The 15,911-nt window shown below is 67.9% G+C and carries 16 protein-coding genes; 2 read left to right on the forward strand and 14 right to left on the reverse strand.

What is annotated here, in order from left to right:
- Positions 1 to 42: 42 nt before the first annotated feature.
- From ARC63_RS19055 to ARC63_RS19080, 6 genes are all read right to left on the reverse strand, one after another.
- Positions 43 to 969, reverse strand: coding sequence for a FecR family protein (locus ARC63_RS19055; RefSeq protein WP_010485002.1), 927 nt, complete (start codon positions 967 to 969; stop codon positions 43 to 45).
- On the reverse strand, positions 966 to 1,475 hold the full coding sequence (locus tag ARC63_RS19060) for an RNA polymerase sigma factor (RefSeq protein WP_043402056.1): 510 nt from the start codon (positions 1,473 to 1,475) through the stop codon (positions 966 to 968). Before ARC63_RS19060 ends, ARC63_RS19055 begins: the two co-directional genes overlap by 4 nt.
- 124 nt (positions 1,476 to 1,599) lie before the next feature.
- A complete protein-coding gene (locus ARC63_RS19065; RefSeq protein ID WP_057504133.1) occupies positions 1,600 to 2,106 on the reverse strand; it encodes a hypothetical protein in 507 nt (168 codons plus the stop codon).
- Positions 2,107 to 2,214: 108 nt separating this feature from the next.
- Positions 2,215 to 2,439, reverse strand: coding sequence for a hypothetical protein (locus ARC63_RS19070; RefSeq protein WP_010485009.1), 225 nt, complete (start codon positions 2,437 to 2,439; stop codon positions 2,215 to 2,217).
- Complete coding sequence (locus ARC63_RS19075; protein WP_019660234.1) at positions 2,436 to 3,137, reverse strand: glutamine amidotransferase; 702 nt, start codon at positions 3,135 to 3,137, stop codon at positions 2,436 to 2,438. Before ARC63_RS19075 ends, ARC63_RS19070 begins: the two co-directional genes overlap by 4 nt.
- Positions 3,134 to 3,907 (reverse strand): YggS family pyridoxal phosphate-dependent enzyme, encoded by a 774-nt coding sequence (locus ARC63_RS19080; RefSeq protein ID WP_057504134.1) that lies wholly within the window; start codon positions 3,905 to 3,907, stop codon positions 3,134 to 3,136. The genes ARC63_RS19075 and ARC63_RS19080 overlap by 4 nt, the downstream gene beginning before the upstream one ends.
- 76 nt (positions 3,908 to 3,983) lie before the next feature.
- Between ARC63_RS19080 and ptsJ the strand changes: the two genes are divergently transcribed.
- Positions 3,984 to 5,270 carry a MocR-like B6 salvage transcription factor PtsJ gene (gene ptsJ / locus ARC63_RS19085; RefSeq protein ID WP_010485015.1) on the forward strand — a complete coding sequence of 429 codons (1,287 nt, stop codon included), beginning with the start codon at positions 3,984 to 3,986 and terminating at the stop codon, positions 5,268 to 5,270.
- A gap of 102 nt (positions 5,271 to 5,372) precedes the next feature.
- Here ptsJ and ARC63_RS19090 read toward each other — a convergent pair whose 3' ends face one another.
- From ARC63_RS19090 to ARC63_RS19120, 7 genes are all read right to left on the reverse strand, one after another.
- A complete protein-coding gene (locus tag ARC63_RS19090; RefSeq protein ID WP_010485017.1) occupies positions 5,373 to 5,879 on the reverse strand; it encodes a hypothetical protein in 507 nt (168 codons plus the stop codon).
- 81 nt (positions 5,880 to 5,960) lie between these two features.
- Positions 5,961 to 9,071 (reverse strand): error-prone DNA polymerase, encoded by a 3,111-nt coding sequence (locus ARC63_RS19095; protein ID WP_057504135.1) that lies wholly within the window; start codon positions 9,069 to 9,071, stop codon positions 5,961 to 5,963.
- 6 nt (positions 9,072 to 9,077) lie between these two features.
- Positions 9,078 to 10,487: a Y-family DNA polymerase gene (locus tag ARC63_RS19100; protein WP_049454635.1), complete on the reverse strand. Its 1,410-nt coding sequence runs from the start codon at positions 10,485 to 10,487 to the stop codon at positions 9,078 to 9,080.
- 9 nt (positions 10,488 to 10,496) lie between these two features.
- The gene (imuA, locus tag ARC63_RS19105) at positions 10,497 to 11,111 is read right to left on the reverse strand and encodes a translesion DNA synthesis-associated protein ImuA (RefSeq protein ID WP_057504136.1); all 615 of its coding nucleotides are present in this window, start codon (positions 11,109 to 11,111) and stop codon (positions 10,497 to 10,499) included.
- 241 nt (positions 11,112 to 11,352) lie between these two features.
- Positions 11,353 to 12,360 carry a cyclase family protein gene (locus ARC63_RS19110; RefSeq protein WP_057504137.1) on the reverse strand — a complete coding sequence of 336 codons (1,008 nt, stop codon included), beginning with the start codon at positions 12,358 to 12,360 and terminating at the stop codon, positions 11,353 to 11,355.
- 35 nt (positions 12,361 to 12,395) lie between these two features.
- Positions 12,396 to 13,046 carry a DsbA family oxidoreductase gene (locus tag ARC63_RS19115; RefSeq protein ID WP_053443222.1) on the reverse strand — a complete coding sequence of 217 codons (651 nt, stop codon included), beginning with the start codon at positions 13,044 to 13,046 and terminating at the stop codon, positions 12,396 to 12,398.
- Between the two features lie 92 nt (positions 13,047 to 13,138).
- Positions 13,139 to 14,089 carry a LysR family transcriptional regulator gene (locus tag ARC63_RS19120; RefSeq protein WP_010485030.1) on the reverse strand — a complete coding sequence of 317 codons (951 nt, stop codon included), beginning with the start codon at positions 14,087 to 14,089 and terminating at the stop codon, positions 13,139 to 13,141.
- A 116-nt stretch (positions 14,090 to 14,205) separates the two neighbouring features.
- On the opposite strand from ARC63_RS19120, the gene ARC63_RS19125 reads away from it, so the two are divergent.
- On the forward strand, positions 14,206 to 15,084 hold the full coding sequence (locus tag ARC63_RS19125) for a sterol desaturase family protein (RefSeq protein ID WP_228354611.1): 879 nt from the start codon (positions 14,206 to 14,208) through the stop codon (positions 15,082 to 15,084).
- 9 nt (positions 15,085 to 15,093) lie between these two features.
- Here ARC63_RS19125 and ARC63_RS19130 read toward each other — a convergent pair whose 3' ends face one another.
- Positions 15,094 to 15,798 (reverse strand): helix-turn-helix domain-containing protein, encoded by a 705-nt coding sequence (locus tag ARC63_RS19130; RefSeq protein ID WP_010485034.1) that lies wholly within the window; start codon positions 15,796 to 15,798, stop codon positions 15,094 to 15,096.
- Between the last annotated feature and the right edge of the window lie 113 nt (positions 15,799 to 15,911).

Here is a 15,911-nt window from a genome sequence, read left to right on the forward strand (position 1 = left end):
AGAACGTCGTCATCCTGGGTAGACGCAGTCGCAGGCCGGATGTCAGGGTCCATCACGCTGCTCCCTGCGTGGCGGCAGCCACACCTGTATGCCCGCGCCGAGGCGCAGCACGCGCACCTGCAGTTGCGTGGCCAGCTGGTCGCGATTGCTGGCTGCACCGTCGGCACTGCCGAGCAGGGTGACCGGCTGCTGGCGCAGCTGCTCGCCGACGACCCACGTATGCCCGCCATGCCAGCGGTCCAGGCCCTGCGTGACGTCGGCCAGCGGGGCCGAGACCCAGTGCAGGCGCCGCTCGCGCCAGGCCAATGTTCCGGGGGCAGCCGTTGTTGCATGGGCTGTTGCCTGCCCATCGAAGCGCAGCTGCTCGCCGTCGTCGGCCAGCATGCTGACGTTGCCGCTGTCCACGCGCACGCGATGCTCGGTAACGGTGACCACACTGCTGTTGCCCTGCACGGCAAGATCGAATGCGGTCCCCAGTGCAGTGACGGTGCCCTGTGGGGTATGCACCTGGAATGGCCGGTCGGCATCGGCGGCGACCTGGAACCAGGCCTGGCCGCGCTGCAGCTGGAGCTGGCGGCGCTGCCCATCGATGCGCACCTTCACTTCGCTGCCAGGTGACAGCAGGACATGCGAACCATCCGGAAGAGTTTCCTCGCGGATCTCGCCAGCGGCCGTACGCAGTACCTGTGCCACGGGTGGCGAGGCATGGCGGCTGTAGAGACCCAGCGCGCACAGCAACAGAACCGCAATGCCGGCTTCGCGCAGGCGACGGCGTTGCCTGCGCTGCTGTTGCCGCTGCAGGCTGGGCGTCGCCGCACCGGCCTGCCACAACTCCTGCAGGTGCAGGTACTGCGCCGCATGGCGTGGATCGGCCCGGCACCATTGCTCGAACGCGTTCTCATCGCGGTCACCGTCGTGCGCATCCAGCCACCAGCGTGCAGCTTCGCGTGCAATGGTCTCCTGGCTCATGCGCCCGGCACCTGCTGCAATGCGACCAGGGCGCGCAGCAGATGGCCGTGCGCGGTCTGCCGGCTGATCCCCAGCTGGCGCCCGATCTCGGCCAGCGCCAACTGTTCCACACGGGCCAGCAGGAACACCTGGCGCGAGCGTGGCGGCAGCGCGGCGATGATCGCGTCGAGGTGGCGCAGTTGTTCGGCGTCGAGCAGTCGCTGCTCGGGCAGCGGCGCAGGATCGGCGATGGCATTCAACTGCGTGTCATCCAGCACCTCTTCGCGACGGCGCTGGCGTTGCCGGTAGTGATCGGCGATCAGGTTGTGGGCGACGCGGTACAGATAGGCGCGGCCATTGCTCAGCAGGCCACTGGTGGCGACTTTGACGACACGCAGCCAGGTTTCCTGGACGACGTCATCAGCGTCGCTGCGTTGCGGGAGTTTGCGGCGGACATGGGCGTGCAGCGGCCGGTAATGGGCTGCGCACAGCTGCGCGACATCCGTCGGTTCGACAGGCGTGGACACGGGGCGGGCGACAACTGGGAAAGGGAACAGCCCGCGGCGGCAAGGGCAGCGGCTGCACCTTACAGCAAAAGAGAATCATTTGCATCTATGGCATGAGGCGCAGTACGCATGGGCCACCGCAGCGTCAGCGCGGGCGGTAGTCGCAGTGGATCTGCAGGGCTTCGGTGGGGTTGCGATGCAGCTCGAAGCCGCAATGCTGCAGGCTGCGCTTCACCTGCGCGACCGCTTCGGCATGATGGGCGACGCGACGATCCTGCCAGCGCGGTGGGGTGAATACGCCCAGCGGCAGCAGTCGCAGCCGCTTGCCGTGCAGTACCAGTGAGACATCGATATGACGGCCATCGATGTCGTGGCCGTTGGCACCGAAGATGGCATCGATCTCATCGCGGCGCTGCGGATAGCAGGTGCGGAACACTGCAATGCCGAGCCGTCGCACCACGCGGCGGAAGCCACCGAGACGGCTGTGGCTGGGTTCGAAGCCACGAGTGAGCAGCAGGCGCAGCCCGGCAGGCAGCATTGCCTGCGCGTGGAGCAGGCGTTGCAGTACCTCTTCTTCCAGTTGGATGCGGGTGGAGGGCCAGCGCGGGGCGATGAGCAGTCCGTGGTGGTTGCCGCGTTGCAGGGTCAGCATCCGTGAAGCTTCGCACGCGGGCGAACAGCCAGGGTAGTGCCGGCGGCTGGCCGGCAAACCTGTTCTCCCGTCGGATGCCGACCAGCGGCCGGCACTACCATCGTCGGGTCAGATGTCGCGGTACTGGATCTGCGAAGCCAGTACGCGCAGGCCATCGGCATTGCTGGACAGGATGCGCTCTTCGCTGACCCCTTTCTGCCGTTTCAGCTGGAAGCCCTGATCGGCAGGCAGCTGTGCGGCGATGGCGTCCATGCGTTGCAGGGCATCGGGGCCGCTGCAGTCGAAGTGACCCCAGTGGGCGCCATCGCGGTGGATCTGCAATCGGTAGTTCATTGTGGTGTCTCCGGCAGGTCCTGCAGCCAATGGTCGAACATCGCGGTGGCGGCCGCAGCCAGTGGTGCGCCATAGCGACGCGCCTGCGCGCGAAGGTCGTTGGGATCGATGCCGGCCTGGGCCAGCTCCAGCGTGTGGCCGATCAGCCAACGCTCGAACTGGCGGGCGTCCAGTTCCGGATGGCATTGCAGGGCCAGTGCGTGGCTGCCGATGGCGAATGCCTGGTGACGGCAGGCCGGCGTGCTGGCCAGGCGGCGTGCACCGGCCGGAAGTTCGAACGCTTCACCATGCCAATGCAGTACCGGAATGCCCTGCAGGGACTGCAGCGGAGAACGCTGGCCTTCATCGGTCAGCAGCAGTGGCGCAAAGCCGATTTCCTTGCCACCACTGGGAGCGACACTGGCACCGAGTGCCCGCGCCATCAGCTGTGCACCCAGGCAGATGCCCAGGGTCGGCCGCTGCCGCTGCAGCCGGCGCTGCAGCAGGGCAATGCTGTCGTTGACGAAGGGATAGGTCCCTGTGTCATTGGCACTGATGGGACCGCCCAGCACGACCAGCAGATCGGCGGTTTCGGCGCCATCGAGCACATCGACACCGGCCTGCAGCACGTGCAGCTGCCAGCCCTGCGCCAGCAGCAACGGTTTCAGGGTGCCGAGGTCTTCAAAGGCAACGTGTTGCAGGACAACCGCGTGCTTCATGCCGGTGCTCCGCTGTTCGGCCAGTAGAAACTGTCCGGGGTGGCACGGGCACCGAAGATGGCCTGGCCGACGCGGACCACGGTGGCACCTTCCTCGATGGCCACTTCGAAATCACCGGACATGCCCATCGACAGCTGCGACAGGTCGAGGCCGGGCGGGGCGGTGCGTTGCAGCTGGTCGCGCAGTTCGCGCAGGCGCACGAAGCAGGCGCGCACGTGCTCGACATCGGGGGTGAAGATGGCCAGGGTCATCAGGCCGCGCACGTGCAGGCGATCGAAGGCCGGCAGCTGCTGCACGAAGGCCTCGACCGCGTCGGGTTCCAGGCCGTACTTGCTCGGTTCGGCCGAGGTGTTGACCTGCACGAACACATCCAGCGTGCGGTCTTCCAGTTGCAGGCGCTGCTGCAGGGCCTCGGCTACGCGCAGGCTGTCCAGCGCCTGGAACTCGCTGGCAAAGCGCGCCACGTAGCGCGCCTTGTTGGTCTGCAGATGGCCGATCACCGACCAGTGCACGCCCAGGTCGGCCATCGTTTCAGCCTTGCGTTGTGCCTCCTGCACCTTGTTCTCGCCCAGTTCGTGGCAGCCTGCGGCTACCGCCATGCGGATGCGGGCGTCATCGACGGTCTTGCTGACCGGTAGCAGACGCACGCTGGCCGGGTCCCGGCCGACACGGGCGCAGGCATCGGCGATGCGTTGGCGCACCGTGACCAGGTTGGCGGCGATCTGTTCAACGGACTGGGCGACGGGCCAGTCGGCAGCGGCAAGGGGCATGCGGGCACCTCCAATGCAGGGTGGCCAGGGTGGGATAAACTGGCACAGGACAAGAGATATTTTGGCATAGGACAAAATGAAAATCACCGGGCATAGCGCCGAGTCGATCTTCGACAGCATCCGCGACGGCATCGGCAAGGGTCGCCTTCCGGCCGGCAGCGTGTTGCCGCCGGTGCGTGAACTGGCCGAGCAGCTGGGAGTGAACCGCAACACCGTGGCTGCTGCCTACAAGCGCCTGGATGCGGCGGGCCTGGCCAGCACGGCGGGCCGCCGCGGCACGGTGGTGCGTGGCCTGCCGCCGCCGCTGGCGCGTGAAGGCAGTACGCCCGGGCTGGCCCTGCAGGACCTGGCCGGTGGCAACCCGGATCCACGCCTGCTGCCGAACCTGCGCCTGGCCCCGGCCGCACCACGGCTGTATGGCGTGGGCACGGTCGACCCGAGGTTGGAGGCGCTGGCACGCGCCTCGCTGGATGCGGACTGCCCGGAGGGCTATGCGCTGGAACTGACCCATGGCGCGGTCGATGGCATCGAACGCCTGCTGTCGGCGTGGCTGCTGCCGGGGGATCGCATCGCGGTGGAGGATCCGTGCTTCCTCGGCAGCCTCAACGTGCTCAACGCTGTGGGCCACGCGCCGTTGCCGGTGGCGGTGGACGCGCATGGCATGCAGGTCGATTCGCTGCGGCAGGCACTGGAGGCCGGTGCACGCGCGGTGTTGCTGACCCCGCGGGCACACAACCCGACCGGGGCCAGCCTGGATGCGAAGCGGGCGCGGGCGTTGCGGCAGTTGTTGGCGGCCTACCCGCAGGTGGCGGTGTTGATCGACGATCACTACGCGCTGCTCTCGCAGCAGGCCTATCACTCGGTGCTGCCGCTGGATGGCCGGCGCTGGGCGCTGCTGCGTTCGTTGTCCAAACCGCTCGGCCCGGACCTGCGGCTGGCCTGGCTGGCCTGCGATGAAGAGACCGCGATGCGGCTGCGGCTGCGATTGGCGTCCGGCACCGGCTGGGTCAGTCACCTGCTGCAGGATGCGGCGACCTCGGTGCTGTCGTCGGCAACGCAGCGGGCGAAGATCGCTTCGGCAGGTGAGCGTTACCAGCAGCGCCTGCGCTCGCTGCAGGAGTTGCTGCATGCGCGTGGCCTGCCGACACCGTTGCCGATGGAAGGATTGAACCTGTGGCTGCCGTTGCAGGCCGACAGCCATCCGCAGGTGCTGGCCCTGGCTTCGCGTGGATGGCATGTGCGCGCGGGCGAAGTGTTCTCGGTGGCAGCGCCGGGGCATGGCCTGCGCATCACCTGCGCTGCGCTGGGGGCAGCGCAGCTGCGGCAGCTGGCGGATGACCTGGCGGCGGTGTTCGCTCTGTAGCGTCGAGCCATGCTCGACGTTGCTTCGCCTTTGTAGAGCCGAGCCATGCTCGGCTGCTGTTGATAGAAGCAGTCGAGCATGGCTCGACGCTACACAAGCAGATCAGGGCGCGGCGTTGGCGCCGGGGCGCACGTAGTAGGACTGGCCGCTGTCATCGACGAACATCAGCTCCGGCTTGCCCTGCCAGGAGGTGAGCATGGCGCCGGTGTTGTTCTGGTGCTTGACCATCAGGCTGGCGCCGCGGTCCGGGTTGGCGACGACCTTGAATACTTCAGTGGTGCCGGTGGCATCGTCCAGGGTCAGCAGGGCTTCGCCGCCGCGGTCGCTGGTGCCGTAGCCGCCGCGTTCGGAACCATCGGGACCGAGCAGGATCATGCCTGACAGGGCGGTGGCACGCGGCCCCTGGGTGCGGCCCTGGCTGAGCGGATCGGGAACCGGTGCGCCGAGGATCACCCGCGGCTGGCCGCTTGCATCGTGGATGACCAGCCCGCGCGCCTCGATGATGCGCTGTGGTGATTGGCTGCGATGCAGGCTCCAGGCGGTCCACCCGGAAACCAGCAGGGCGAGGGTCGAGACCACCAGGGTGGTCAGCAGCAGCGCACGGGGCATCGGGTCGTCCTTCCTTGGATGTGCCGACGATAGCGGATGCGGACCGGCAATGGCCAGTTCGTTGTGTGACGTTGTGTATCGTCAGTGGAAATCGCGGCTGTGGCTGCGCAGTCCCTGCAGCAGTTCATCCAGGCAGTGCATGCGCTGCACGATGACGTGCTGCACGCCATCGACGCGTTCCAGGCGGCCATCGATCTGCATCAGCTGGGTATCGACCAGCACCCGGTGCTGGCGATCGGCCAGGTGTCGCCAGACCACGGCGTTGACCATGCCGGTCTCATCTTCGAGCGTGAGGAAGGTGACGCCGCTGGCGGTCTGCGGGCGCTGGCGCATGCGTACCAGGCCGGCGATGCGCACGCGACGGCCATGGCCATGCCCGGCCAGTTGTGCAGCGTCCAGACAGCCACGGCTGCGCAGCTGCGCGCGCAGGAACGAGATCGGGTGGCGGCCAAGTGTGGTGCCGGTGCTGCGATAATCGGCCTGCATGTCCTCCCAGGCGCTGGGCAGGGGCAACGGCACGCGGGCTTCGGCAGTGGCGCGGGCCTGGTCGAACAGTGGCAGCCGGTTTTCCACGCCGGAGATATCCCAGCGTGCACGATGGCGATGGCCACTGAGCCCACGCAGTGCACCGGCATCGGCCAGCAGGCCCTGCTGGCGGCGGTCCAGTGCGGTGCGCTGGCACAGGTCGCCCACATCGTCGAACGGGCGCTGCGCACGTTCGCGCATGATGGCCTGCACGACGGGTTCGTTGCAGCCATCGATCAGGCGCAGGCCGAGCCGGATCGCCGCCGGTCCCTTGCTGAAATCCAGCGTGCAGTCCCAGTCGCTGTGGCGCACGTCCACCGGCAGCACGCCGATGCCATGGCGGCGTGCATCCTGCAGCAGCTGGTCGGGGCTGTAGAACCCCAGCGGCTGGCTGTTGATCAGGCTGGCGGTGAACGCGGCGGGATGATGGCACTTCAGCCAGCAGCTGTTATAGGTCAGCAGGGCGAAGCTGGCAGCATGGCTTTCCGGGAAACCGTAATCACCGAAGCCCTTGATCTGCTCGAACAGGTGCTCGCCGTAGTCGCGGCTGAAGCCATTCTTCAACATGCCGGCCAGCAACTTCTCCCGATGCGGTTCCAGGCCGCCACGACGCTTCCATGCCGCCATCGAGCGGCGCAGGGCATCGGCTTGCCCAGGTGTGTAACCTGCTGCTTCCACTGCCAGCTGCATCACCTGTTCCTGGAACAATGGCACGCCCAGCGTACGCGCGAACACGCGTTCCAGCTGCGGTGGGTAGAGCGGATTGTCCGGATCGTTCAGTGCCTCCGGGCCTTGCTCGCGCAGGATCCTCCGCCGTTCCAGATAGGGGTGCACCATGTCACCCTGGATCGGGCCGGGGCGCACGATCGCCACTTCGATCACCAGATCGTAGAAGCAGCGCGGCTGCAGGCGTGGCAGCATCGCCATCTGCGCACGCGATTCGATCTGGAACACGCCGATGGTGTCGGCGGCGCAGATCATGTCGTAGGTCTTCGTATCCTTGGCAGGGATCGCATCCATGCGTCCACTGTGCAGGCCGTGCTGCTGCAGCATCGCCAGGCATTTACGGATGGCGGTGAGCATGCCCAGCGCCAGGCAGTCGACCTTCATCAGGCCGGTGGCATCCAGATCGTCCTTGTCCCACTGGACGACGGTGCGGTCGGCCATCGCCGCGTTTTCCACCGGTACCAGCGTCGACAGCGGGTGCTCTGAAATCACGAAGCCGCCCGGGTGCTGCGACAGGTGGCGCGGGAAATCGATCAGCTCGGTGGTCAGTGCCAGCAGCCGCCGCATCAGCGGTGTTTCCGGATCAAAGCCGCGCTCGCGCAGGGTCTCCGGCAGTGGTACGTGGCCGCCCCAGTGGTCCATCGCCGCGCCCAGTTCGTTGACCTGGTCCATCGGCAGGCCGAGTGCACGGGCCACGTCACGGATCGCGCTGCGGCCACGGTAACTGATTGCTACTGCGGTCAGTGCGGCGCGCTCGCGGCCATAGCGCTTGAACACGTACTGCAGCACTTCCTCGCGGCGCTCGTGCTCGAAGTCGATGTCGATATCCGGCGGCTCGTCGCGCTCGGCGGAAATGAAGCGCTCGAACAGCAGGTTGCTGCGCGCCGGGTCGATCTCGGTCACGCCCAGCACGAAGCACACCGCGGAGTTGGCCGCCGAGCCGCGGCCCTGGCAGAGGATGTCCTGGCTGCGCGCGAAGCGCACGATGTCCTGCACGGTGAGGAAGTAGGAGGCGTAGTTCTTCTGCTTGATCAACGCAAGTTCGTGTTCGATCTGCTCGCGCTGTGCCGGCTGGATGCCGTTCTTCCAGCGCCACGGGATGCCACGCTCGACCAGCACGCGCAGCCAGCTGTCCGGATCATGCCCTTCGGGCACCAGCTCACGCGGATAGGTGTACTGCAGCTGTTCCAGGGTGAAGTGGCAGCGCTCGGCGATGCGCAGGGTCTCGGCCAGCAGCTCAGGCGGGTACAGCTGGGCCAGCGCGGTGCGTGGGCGCAGGTGGCGCTCGCCATTGGGGAACAGGCGCCATCCAGCTTCGGCCACGCTGCAACGGTGGCGGATCGCGGTCAGCGTGTCCTGCAGGGCGCGGCGGCGGCGTACATGCATGTGCACATCACCACTGGCCACCAGCGGCAGGTAATGGCGTTCGCCGAAGGACTGCAGCTGCTGCAGGCGGCGTGCATCGTCGTGTTCGTGGTGCAGCTCCACCGCCAGCCACAGCCGATCATCGAAGCCGGCGCGCAGCAGTTCCAGGTCGGTGGCGGCCGGTTGCCGGTCCAGCCACAGGCACAGCAGGCCGACGGGCAGGCCGAGAAGGTCCTCGCGCAGGCAGCGGTACTCGCCCTTGGCGGCCCGCCGCCGGCAGGTGGTGATCAACTGGCAGAGCCCCGTATAGGCGGCCTGGTCGGTGCACAGCAGGGCCAGTTTCGGCCCATCCTCGACCTGGAATTCGGCGCCGACAATCAGCGCCACGCCATGCGTCTTCGCCGCCTGCCAAGCGCGTACGATGCCGGCCAGCGAGCATTCGTCGGTGATCGCCAACGCTCGATAGCCTTGGCCGGCGGCGCGCGCGAACAGTTCTTCGGCGATCGAGGCGCCACGCTGGAAACTGAAGGCCGACAGGCAGTGCAGTTCGGCGTAGCCGGGCAGTTCGCTGTGCATGGTGGCTCAGCCGAACCAGCCGTGCAGCATCCACGGCGCATGCGGGTCGTTGCGCTCACGAAAGGCCCAGCCGCGCTGGCCGTGAGCAGTTTCCACCACGTAATAGTCGCGCCGTGCATCGGCCTGATCCCACCAGCCCGATTCGATCCGCTCCGGCCCGGTGACGATGCGCAGCCGCGGATCACGCAGTGGTTGCGGCGTGTCCAGCAGCCAGCCGGGGCGCAGTGGCCAGTACGACGGAGGCTTGGCTGGCGGCTGGATGCCACTGGCGCGTTCGGGGCGATGGTCGGCCTGCACCGCCAGCGGCTGCACGGCGTCATCGCCCAGCCGCGCGCGCAGGCGCTCGCGCAGCTGGTTCCAGGGCATCGCCTGTGCCGGCCGGGTATCGAACAGGTCACGCGCGGCGGGCACGAACGGTGGCAGCTGCTCGGCCTGCAGGCGCAGTGCGCGGCTGCCGGCCGGCAGGGCAAACGCTTCCATGCGGTTGCGTGCGATCTCGAACAGCAGCGCGGGATCGCGCTCGGGCGCCAGCAGGCCGATGGTCAGCACGCTGGCCGGCAGCATGTCGTGCTCGAAATGCAGGTCGAAGCGCTGCACGCCGCCATCGCGCGAACACAGGAATGCGGCCAGGTCCAGCAGCAGGCGACGCAGCGGAAACAGCAGGGCCTGGCTGGATTCGATCTCGTATTCGAATTCGATGCGCGCATCGAAACGGTCCGGTGGCTGGTAGTAGCGCAGTGGCGCGGTGGGCAGCCCGCGCAGCGCATCCAGCTGCTGCAGCACGTCCGGTGCGAAGCGCCGGGCCAGGCTGTCGCGCGGCAGCTCGAGCACCGCACCCAGCGTGCGCAGGCCGGAACGGCCGAGTACGGTCACTGCTTCGCTGGGCAGGCCACAGCGCGGCAAGGGCAGCTGCGCCAGTGCCGCTGGCAGCTGCTGCGCATCGATGCCGAGGCCGTCGTGAACGTTGGCCAGCACGCGCGCGGCATGCGCGGTGGGCGCGGCCACCAGGCGATGGCGGAAACCAAGCTCATGCAGTTCGTTGCGCAGCCGCTGCTCGATCGTCAGCCAGTCGCCGAACAGGGCACGGCTGGCACCGATTTCCATGACCAGCGCGTGCGGAAAATCGAGGCTGACCTGCGAGCTGTAGGCATAGGCCCAGCTGGCCAGCAGCTGCCGGGTGTGCTGTTCGGCGCTGGGATCGTAATCGTGCAGATGCAGGTCCTGCACCAGTACCTGCGCAGCCGACAGCAGCATGCCCGGGCGCAGCCCCGCTGCGCGTGCCGACGGGCTGACCGCACGCAGTACGCGACGCTGTGCCGGCCCCTGCAGCAGCACCAGTGGCCGCTGCGGGTCGGGCTGCAGGCGCAGCACGCTGTCCAGCGCCAGCTGCGGCAACAACAGACAGGCCCAGTGCATGGCGCGGCCTCAGTGGGCGATGGCCAGCGGCAACGGCTGCGCCGGCGGCAGGCCGCCACGGCACTTCAGCACCCGCACCTGGCCGTGGTCGAGCTGCAGGCGCAGGCTGGCCGGGGAAGGATTGCGTGCTGCCTGCGCCTCGCGGAACACGAAGCTCAGGCACTGGCCGCTGTCGGCCGCCACCTGCAGGCGGCGCAGTGAGCGGTGATCGGGCTGGTGTGGCCAGCACAGCACTGCTGCACAGGCGGCCGAGCGCAGGCACTGCTCGGTGGCCCACAGCGCTTGTTTCGGCGCGGCGTGGATGATCTGCAGCTGGGTCAGATCCAGCCCGGCCGCTGCCCAGGCCGGAGCGTGCGGGCGATAGGGTGGGGCGACCAGCACGATCGGGCGGTCGCGCTGGCTCAGCTTCGCCAGCGCTGGCCAGACCAGAGCCAGTTCGCCGACGCCGGGCGCGGCCTGCAGTACCTCGCATAGCCCGCTGCTGGGCCAGCCGCCGCCGGGCAGGCGCGCATCCAGTGCCGGGTGACCGCTGGCCAGATGGTCGCTGGCCGGCCCCTGGCGGGCCGGGCCGCGCCACAGCTGGCGGCCGTCAAGCAGCCGGTCGAGGGCGACGACGGCACCCATCAGCGGGTCCTCCAGGGGAGGCGCCGGGCAGGCTGGAAGCGGCAGGAACGGGCGGAAACGGCGGGCATGACGCGAGTATCGACGGGCCGGTATCAGGGGCTGAGACCGGACATGCTACTCGCCTTGTGAGTAGAATTACTAATGAAATCGGAGGATCGGATTTCAGGTTGCTGAAGGGGTAGGGGTGCCGACCAAGGTCGGCCCCCCGGCATGGCCCGGCGCTACCCGGGTATGTCCCCGGTTACGGGCGGACCGGCAGCGCGACCGGGCGCAGCGGCGCGGCATCGCCACCGCGGATCTTCAGCGGGCCGCCGATGAAGGCGAACTCGTAGACCTTGTCGTGGGCCAGTTCGTCCAGCGCCACCAGCTCGATGATCGGCGCGCCCTGCTGGGCCAGCAGGTAGGTGTGCAGCGGCACGTAGTCGTCGGACACCTCCGAGGGGAAGGTCTCGAAGCTGAGGTTGTCGGCACCGACGATCATCGCGCCGCTGTCCTCGATCAGGAAGCGCGCCGCGTCCAGGCCCATGCCCGGCGGGTTGGCCATGTAGGCCTTGGGCTGTTCGAACAGGCGCATGCGGCCGGTGCGGATCAGCACCACGTCGCCCTGCTGCAGTTTCACCTTCTGGCGTGCCAGCGCATCCTTCAGGTCCTGGCGGGTGACGCGGTAGCTGTCCGGCAGCATGTCCACGCCCTTGGCGGTGGCCACGTCGATCAGCACGCCACGCGCGATCAACGGCGGGAACTTCTCGATGCCGGTGACATTCCAGCCACGGTCGCCGAGGTGTTTGTCGGCCTCGAAGCCATTCCAGATCTTTCCATGGATGCCGAAGTGGTTCAGCGCATCGATGTGGGTGCCGGTGTGGCTGTACATCGAGAACGCGGTGCCGGTGTAGCTACGGGTGAGGTTCATGGTTTCGCCCACGCCCATCGGATCATCCATCACCGTGCCGCGCGGGGTGTGGGTCATCCAGAACTGGTAGTGCGGGTCGCCGGCATCCTGCCAGCTGGGCATGCCGACGTAGTACTCGGTGGCCAGGTCATAGGCCTTGCCGCCGCTGACCCGCGACAGGATCGCCGCACGCGAGGCCTCGGTGATCAGGTTGAGGCGGCCGATCTCGTCCTTCGGCCCCCAGGGGCTGGTGCCGACCTGCTGGCCGGAGGGTACGCGTTCGTGCGCGGACACGGTGGTGGAAGCGGCGGTGCCGGCCAGCAGCAGGGCCAGCGCGGTGGCCAGGGTACGTGGGGTCATGGGGAATCTCCTTGCAGGGTGGGGGAGGGTGCGGCTCAGGCCGCGACCAGGTGCGCCAGGGCCTGGCGCAGGTGTGGCAGCGGCAGGGTCTGCAGGCGCAGGCCGTTGCCGCCGATCACGGTGGGTATGGAACGGATGCCGAGGGCAGCGGCTTCGGCGCGATCGACCTGCACGCGCTGGCGTACTGCGTCGCTGCGCATGTGGTCAGCGAAGGCGCCACGTGGATGGCCCAGCGCTTCGGCGATATCCAGCAGGACTTCGGCGTCGCCGATGTTGCGGTGCTGGTGCAGGTGCGCCCACTGCACGGCATCGAACATCGCGCCATGGGCGTCGTTGCCACCGAGCATGCCGGCAGCCTGGCAGGCCAGTGCGCCGAGCCAGCCGGACGGATACTCGAAGTCCTGCGCGCGCATGCCTTCGATATCGATGCGCGCGGTGTCTTCATGCGCGGCGCAGTCGGTCCAGTGGCGCAGGATGATCGCCTTGGCGCGCTCCATCGAGCCGAACACCTCGACCATCTGTGCGCGCGAGTCCTGCAGCACGAAGCTGCGGTGGCGCACCTGGATGGCGAGTTCGGCGGAGACCTGCTTCAGGCGCGGGGCCAGCACGAAGCACCAGCCGCAGACCACGTCGTGGAAGAAATCGACCACCGGCGCGGCGGTGGCGGGGGAAGGAACGGAAGACATCTGCCTGCCATCGGTGAGAGGGGAGGCGGCAGAGTAGGCAGCGCGGCGTGGCCGAAACAGCACGCCGCGGGCAGCTCAGTTTTCGCTGGCGGTTACGAATCCAGGCCAGCGCAGCCGGGCAGCTCGGCGTGCAGGAAATCGATGAAGGCGCGTACCTTGGGTTGCAGATGGCGCGACGTGGGGTAGACCGCATGCACGAAGCGCGGCGGATAGCGGTGGTCGGGCAGCACCTGCTGCAGTTCGCCCTGGGCCAGTGCCGGCGCGGCCAGGAACGAGGGCAGGGCACCGATGCCCATGCCGGCCACCAGCAGGTCGCGCAGCAGCAAGCTGTTGTTGACGGTGACGCGCGCGGGCAGGGTGATTGTCACCTGGCCATCGGGACCGAGCAGCGGCCAGCTGCCGGGGGAGTCGGACAGGCTGTAGGCCAGCACGCTGTGCGCCTGCAGATCGTCCACCGCCTGCGGTGCCGGATGCTGCCGCAGGTAGGACGGGGCCGCGCACAGCACCTGCTGCAGCGACGCCAGCCGGCGCGCCACCAGGCGTGAATCATCCAGTTCGGCACGCAGCCGCAGCGACACATCGAAACCCTCACCGACTGCATCGAGCAGGCGATCTTCCATCACCAGGTCCAGCGACAACTGTGGATGCTGCTGCAGGAAGCGCGGCAGCAGCGGCGACAGCGTGCTCAGTGCGAATGACTGCGGCGCGTTCACGCGCAGGCGCCCGGCCACCTCGCCGCGCTGTTCGGCGATGCCGCGTTCCAGCGCTTCCAGCTCGTCGAGCAGGCGGCAGCATTCGCGGTAATAGGCGTGGCCGGTTTCGGTCAGGCTCATGCGCCGCGTGGTCCGCTGCAGCAGCACCACGCCCAGGTGCGTTTCCAGCGTGCGCAACTGCTTGCTCAGGCCGGCCGGCGACATGCCCAGGTCTTCGGCGGCACGAGCGAGCCCGCCGCGTTCGACGATGCGGCGGAAGGCGCGCATCAGGTTGAAGGAGTCCATGCCGGTCCCGGGCGCGATGAGAGCGTCATTGTAGATCCACGCCATGCGTGGATGTGGGAAGCGTGGTGCCCGCAGGGTTGCGCCGTTTGTTCAAGCCAGCAACCCACACGCCACGCCAGCATGCAGGCCCCTCACTTCCCGGGTTGCCCATGAAGCACTGGATGCTCCGCCTGTATGCCCCGCTGTTCCTGCTTGGATTCGTCGCCACTGCCGTCGTCTGGGTCGGCCACTGCCATGGCGATCCGTTGTGGCTGCTGGCCCTGCTGGCGATCGCCATTGCGGTTTCGTTCGTCGCCGAGCGCGCCTGGCCGTATGACCCTGCGTTCAACCGCGACCACGGCGACCGTGTGCGTGACGCCCTGCACGCGCTGGTCAACGAAGGCCTGAACCTGTTGTCGATCGCGGCGGTGCCGCTGCTGGCGGCGATCATTCCGTGGCAGTTGTGGCCGCTGCAGTGGCCGTTCGCACTGCAGCTACTGGTGGCGATCATCGCTGCCGATCTCGGCATCACCCTGGTGCACTACGCCAGCCATCGCATCGGCTGGTTGTGGCGGCTGCATGCGGTGCACCACAGCGTCACCCGCATGTACGGCTTCAACGGGCTGATGAAACACCCACTGCACCAGGCCGCCGAAGCGGTGGGCGGCGTGCTGCCGCTGCTGGTGCTGGGCCTGCCGATGCCGGTAGCCGCGGTGCTGGCCTTCGCCATCGCCATCCAGCTGTTGCTGCAGCATTCCAACGTGGACATGCGCCCGGGTGTGCTGGGCCGGATCATGGCGTGGGCGCCGCTGCACCGCTTCCACCACATGCGTTACGGCACCGCCGGCGACGTCAACTTCGGCCTGTTCCTGACCGTCTGGGATCATCTGCTGGGGACCGCTTTCGATGCGCCGGGCTATCGGCTGCAGCATCGCGACCTTGGCATCGGCAGCCAACCGGACTATCCGCGCGATTATCCGGGACAGCTGCTGGCGCCGTTCCGCGAACTGCCGCATGGCGAGGTGCCGGAGCTGCCGGAAGGTCTGCGCAGGCGCGGATGATGGGCTGTGTCAGGCCGCGTGAAGCTGCAGGCCCTGCAGTTGCGCGGCACTGATGCCGAACATGCGGCGCAGGCTGCGCGACAGATGGGCCAGATCGGCGAATCCAGCGGCATGCGCACTGTCGGTCAGGCTGTGGCCGTGCAGATGATGCGTGAGTGCATTGCGCAGGCGTTGCCACAGTACCCAGCCGCGGAGTGTCACCGCCAGGTCGGACTGGAAACGCCGGTGCAGCTGGCTGGCCGACAGGTGCGCCGCCTCGGCGATATCGGCGGCCGGCACCGGGTCAGGCAGGTGCTGGGCGATACGGGCCAATGCCGCCTGCACGCGGCGGTCCAGCGGTTGTGGGCGGCTCAGCCGTGGCAGCCAGTCGCGTAGCTCCATGGTATTGCCCGGCAGTGCGTGCAGATGCTGCTGGATCTGCGTGGAATCGGCATGCGCGGGTTCGAGGAACACCGTGCAGCCCGCTTCCGGCGCCGACAGGATCGCATGCGTCTGGAAGGAGGGCAGCCACAGCCGTTGGCCCTGCTGCCGTACGCCATCGACTTCGACCTGCCAGGGCGTACCGTCGCTCAGCAGCAGTTGATGGGCGTAGTGCGCATGTACGCTGCTGTCACCGGCATGGCCCTGCAGCACCGCCACGTGAGCATCCAGCAGCAGCGTGCCATTCCAGGGCAGGGCGGGGGAGGACATGGAGGGATTGTAGATCCACGCCATGCGTGGATGAATCTCCATCGAAATCGATTAATTCGACGATTGATCGAAGAGCACCCACGCCTGGCGTGGATCTACTGCAGATTGCGGCGAATTGTCGAAGGCGGGGTGGGTCC

This window comes from Stenotrophomonas geniculata ATCC 19374 = JCM 13324 (assembly GCF_001431625.1).
GTDB lineage: Bacteria > Pseudomonadota > Gammaproteobacteria > Xanthomonadales > Xanthomonadaceae > Stenotrophomonas > Stenotrophomonas geniculata.